Origin of the sequence: Neoroseomonas rubea (assembly GCF_016106015.1) — a bacterium.
Taxonomy (GTDB): Bacteria; Pseudomonadota; Alphaproteobacteria; order Acetobacterales; family Acetobacteraceae; genus Neoroseomonas; species Neoroseomonas rubea.
In genome coordinates this window covers 1-4888 of the sequence record NZ_JACADQ010000321.1, presented here as the reverse complement: position 1 = coordinate 4888, position 4888 = coordinate 1, and the positions used below count along the sequence as shown (strand labels likewise).

The window sequence follows — 4888 nt, the reverse complement described above, 5'->3', positions numbered from 1 at the left end:
CAGCACCGGCGCGCGCGCCGTCGCCACGGCGACCGCGAGCCCGAGCACGGCCGCGAGCTTCGCCGTATCCCCCGGCAGCGCGACGATCACCGCCGCACCCCCCGCCAGCAGAAGCGCGCGCGGCAGCGCCGGCCAGGGCAGGGCGACGGCGAGCGGCAGCAGCAGCGCCATGACGGAGGCCGCGGGCTTCAACCCGAAAGCCAGCGTCGCCGGAACCTCCGTGAGGCCCCGCACACCGGCACGGATCGCGTTGCCGGTCAGCGCGTCGATGGCGGCGGCCGCCAGGCCAAGCACGAGGCCGATGGCAAGCAGCAGCGCGAGCCTCCCCCGCGCCGCGTCCTCGCTTTCCGCAAGCGCGGCGGCCGCGGCGCCGGCGAGCAGCGCCATGCCGGCGATGGAGGCGCCCGTGGTGAATGCCCGTCCCGGCTCGATGGCCCAGAGCGCCGTCACGCAGGCCCAGAGCCCGAGTGCCAACGCCGCCGCGAAGGCGCCGCCGCGCGGGATGGGCGCCGCGCGATGCGCCCGCGCATGGGCGATGACGGTCAGCGCGAGCGCCACCAGCCCGACCGGCGCCATCGCCTTCGACTGCAGCACGACGACGACTGGCGCGGCGAGCAGCGCGACCGCGACCGGCAGGGCGGGATGGGTGATCTTCACGTGGGAAGGGCGCCCCGGCGCGCGCGGCGCCGGGGCGGCGTAGCCGTCAGACCGCCGCGATGCTTTCGCGCCGGAGCTCGACCGCCAGCGTATCCAGCGCACGGCTGACGCGGTCGAGCATCTCGGTCACTTCTTCCTTGGTGATGACGAGCGGGGGCGAAAAGCCCATGCTGTCATTCACCATGGCGCGCAGGATCACGCCCTGTTCCTCGCCATGCTTGACCAGGCGCGGGCCGGCCTTCTTCGACGGATCGAAGGGCTTGCGCGCGGCCTTGTCGGAGGTGAGTTCGATCGCGCCGATCAGGCCCACGCCGCGCACCTCGCCCACCAGCGGGTGGTCGGCGAAGCGGGCGCGCAGTTCCGCCTGCATGTGCGCGCCGACCTCGGCGGCATGCGCGATGGTGCCCATCTCGTCGTAGATCTTCAGCGTCTCGATCGCGACGGCGGCGGAGACAGGGTGGCCGGAATAGGTGAAGCCATGGCCCCAGGTGCCGACCGTGCTGCTGCCCTCGGCGATGCCCTGGAACACCGCCTCGTTCACCATCACCGCCGAGATCGGCAGGTAGGCCGAGGACAGCGCCTTGGCGCAGACCAGGATGTCGGGCTGGATGTCGAAGGTCTGGCAGCCCCAGTAGTTGCCGGTGCGCCCGAAGCCGCAGATCACCTCATCGGCCACGAACAGCATGTCGTACTTCTTCAGCACGGCCTGGATCTTAGGGAAGTAGGTGCGCGGCGGGATGATGACGCCGCCCGCACCCATCGCGGGTTCCGCCCAGAAGGCTGCGCATTCCTCGGCACCGCCTTCCTCGATGATGCGCGCTTCGAGTTCCTCGGCGAGGCGCGTGGCGAAATCTTCCTCGGACTCGCCGGGCTTGGCGTTGTGGTAGTGGTGCGGCGTGCCGACATGGCAGAAGCGCCCGCCCGCGATCGGCGCATCGAACAGCTTGTGGTTGGCCGGCAGGCCCGTGAGCGAGGCGGCGGCAAGCGTGATGCCGTGGTAGCCCTTCAGCCGCGAGAACAACTTCTTCTTCTTGGGCCGCCCCAGCGCGTTGTTCATGTACCAGATCATCTTGATCGCGGAGTCGTTCGCCTCGGACCCCGAATTGCCGAAGAAGACCTTCGACATCGGCGCGGGCGCGCGCTCGATCAGCATCTCCGCCAGGTCGATCATCGGCTCGTGCGACTTGGCCGTGAAGGAATGGTAGAAAGGCAGCTTGCGCATCTGGTTGGTCGCGGCCTGCACCAGGCGCTCGTTGTCGAAGCCGAGGGATGCGCACCAAAGCCCGGCCAACGCCTCGATGTATTCCTTGCCCTGGTCGTCGTAGATGCGCACGCCCTTGCCGCGGCTGATCACCAGAGGGCCGTTCACCATATGCGCCTTGGCGTCGGTGTAGGGGTGCAGGACATTCGCGATGTCCCTGGCGGCATTGGAATTGCGCGGCGGTGTCATGTCGTTGGGCCTTCCTCGGCGGCGATGCGGCCAGTCTAGGCCCGGATCGCGGTGCGGCCCAAGGGGCGTGGTTGCCCCGCGGCGCCGCCCGCGCCACCCTCCGCGGCCGAGGAGCGCCGCCATGACCGAAATCAAGCCGCACGCCGCCCATTGGGGCAGTTTCGACGCCGTGGTGAAGGATGGCCGCCTGGTCGGCGTCCGCCCCTTCGCGCGCGATCCCTTCCCCGGCTCCCTGATCGAGGCGATGCCAGACATCGTCCACGCCGCCTGCCGGGTGGACCGCCCGTATGTCCGCAAGGGCTGGCTCGAAGGCCGCCGGCGCGGGCACCTGCGCGGCGGGGAGGCCTTCGTGCCCGTCTCCTGGGACCGCGCCGTGCGGCTGGTGGCGGAGGAGACGCGGCGGGTGCGGTCGGAGCACGGGCCGACCTCGATCTTCGGCGGGTCCTATGGCTGGTCCTCGGCCGGGCGCTTCCACCATGCGCGGTCGCAGCTGCAGCGCTTCCTCGGCCTGGGCGGCGGCTATACCGGGCAGGTCAATGCCTATTCCTACGCGGCGGCGCAGGCGCTGCTGCCGCATGTGCTCGGCACCAACGAGGTTCTGCTCGGCAAGGTCACCGACTGGGCGGCGATCATCCGCCACGCCAAGGTCATGCTCTGCCTGGGTGGGCTGCCGCTGCGCAACGGGCTCGTCACCTCGGGCGGCGCGGGGGAGCATTCCAACGAGATCAACCTGCGCCGCGCGGCGGAAGCGGGGCTGCGCTTCGTGCAGGTCTCCCCCAACCGCGGCGACGTGCCGGACTGGTGCAACGCCGAATGGATCCCGATCCGCCCGGGCACGGACACGGCGCTGCTGCTCGCCATGGCGCATGTGGCGGTGAGCGAAGGCAAGGAGGACCGCGCCTTCCTCGCGACCCATTGCGTCGGCTGGGACCGGCTGCGCGCCTATATCCTGGGCGAGAGCGACGGCATCGCGAAAACGCCCGACTGGGCCGCGCCGATCACCACCATCCCCGCAGCCCGCATCCGCGCGCTGGCGCTGGAACTCGCCGGTCTGCCCGCGATGCTGACCGCGACCTGGTCGCTGCAGCGCGCGGATTACGGGGAACAGCCCTACTGGATGCTGGCCGCGCTCGCCGCGATCCTCGGCAAGATCGGCAGGCCGGGCGAAGGCGTGGCCTATGGCTATGGCAGCGTGAACGGCATGGGCAATCCGCGGCAGGAAGTGCCCTCCTTCGCCATGCCCGCGGCGCGCAACCCCACGGGCGCCTTCATCCCCGTCGCGCGCATCACCGACATGCTGGAGAACCCGGGCGGCGCCTATCAGTTCAACGGTCGGGAACAGCGCTACCCGGACACGCGCATCGTGTGGTGGGCGGGCGGGAATCCCTTCCACCACCACCAGGACCTGAACCGGATGCTGCGTGCCTGGGCGCAGGCTGAGACGATCATCGTGCAGGAGCAGCACTGGAACGCGCTCGCCCGCCATGCGGACATCGTGCTGCCGGCGACGACCACGCTTGAGCGCAACGACATCGCGAGCAGCGGGCGCGACCGCTTCCTGCGCGCCATGCACAAGGCGATCGAGCCCGTCGGGCAGGCCCGCAACGACCACGACATGCTGGCCGACATCGCCGAGGAACTCGGCTTCCGCGACCGCTTCACCGAGCAGCGCAACGAGGAGGCCTGGCTACGGCACCTGTTCGAGCAATGGCGCCGCCATTCCGCCGAACTCGGCTTCGAGACGCCGGACTTCGACACCTTCTGGGCCAAGGGATATTTCGAGGCGGAGGCGCCGAAGCGCGGCGCCGAATACACCCAGTTCGCCGAATTCCGCGCCGACCCGGCCGAGAACCCGCTCGACACGCCCTCCGGCAAGGTCGAGCTGTTCAGCGAGACGGTGGCGTCCTTCGGCTATGACGACGCACCGGGCCATCCCGTCTGGATCGAGCCGCGCGAGTGGCTCGGCGCCGAACAGGCGCAGCGCTTCCCGCTGCACCTGCTGTCCTTCCAGCCGGCAACGCGGCTGCATGGGCAGCTCGACCCCGGGCGCGTGGCCGCGACGGACAAGATCGCGGGGCGGGAGCCCATCACGCTGAACCCCGATGATGCGGCCGAGCGCGGCCTGAAGCCCGGCGACATCGTGCGCGTCTTCAACGATCGCGGCGCCTGCCTCGGTGGGCTGCGCACCGATCCGGGGCTGATGCGCGGCGTCGCCATGATGGCGACGGGCGCCTGGTTCGACCCGCTGGAGCCCGGCGTGCCGGGCAGCCTCTGCGTCCATGGGAACCCGAATGTGCTGACGCAGGATGTGGGGACCTCACGCCTCGGCCAGGGGCCGTCGGCGCAATCCTGCCTGGTGCAGGTGGAGAAGTGGACCGAGGCGCTGCCGCCGGTGCGCGCGCATCTGCCGCCGCGGATCGAGGAGGCGGGCTGAGGCAGGCGCGGCCGTGGCTCGCGCCGCGGCCGCGCTGTCGCCTACTCTTCATGCAACGACCCGTTCCCCGTTCGGCGGGACACGGCAAGAATGACGCCTGCGGCGCGGAGCGGCGTGGCGCGGAGGAAAGGGACGAAGGCCATGGATGACACGATGCGCGAGGGGCCCGCCGAGGATCCGTCGATCGACGGATCCGAGGATGCCGGCACCTCCAACCCCGAGCCGCGCCTGCCGATCGGGGAGATCATCGCGGCGCGCTATGGGCGGCGCGGCGTGCTCGCGGCCGGCGCCGCGGCGGCCGCGCTCGCGGCGAGATCGGGAGAGCACACGGCCGAACTCCGGTCACA

General features: G+C 70.9%; 3 protein-coding genes and 1 pseudogene. 2 read left to right on the top strand and 2 right to left on the bottom strand.

Annotated features, from left to right (window positions below; translation table 11 throughout):
• Nucleotides 1-657: pseudogene (locus tag HW577_RS20775) on the bottom strand (hypothetical protein); the annotation flags it as partial.
• Nucleotides 658-703: 46 nt separating this feature from the next.
• Entirely contained in the window at nt 704-2107 is a 1404-nt protein-coding gene (locus tag HW577_RS20770) for an aspartate aminotransferase family protein (RefSeq protein WP_198378031.1), read from the bottom strand.
• Nucleotides 2108-2228: 121 nt separating this feature from the next.
• On the opposite strand from HW577_RS20770, the gene HW577_RS20765 reads away from it, so the two are divergent.
• Nucleotides 2229-4541, top strand: a complete 2313-nt coding sequence (locus tag HW577_RS20765) for a molybdopterin-dependent oxidoreductase (RefSeq protein WP_198378030.1) — start codon at nt 2229-2231, stop codon at nt 4539-4541.
• A gap of 141 nt (nt 4542-4682) precedes the next feature.
• The coding region (locus HW577_RS20760) for a hypothetical protein (RefSeq protein WP_198378029.1) at nt 4683-4888 on the top strand (206 nt) is incomplete at its 3' end.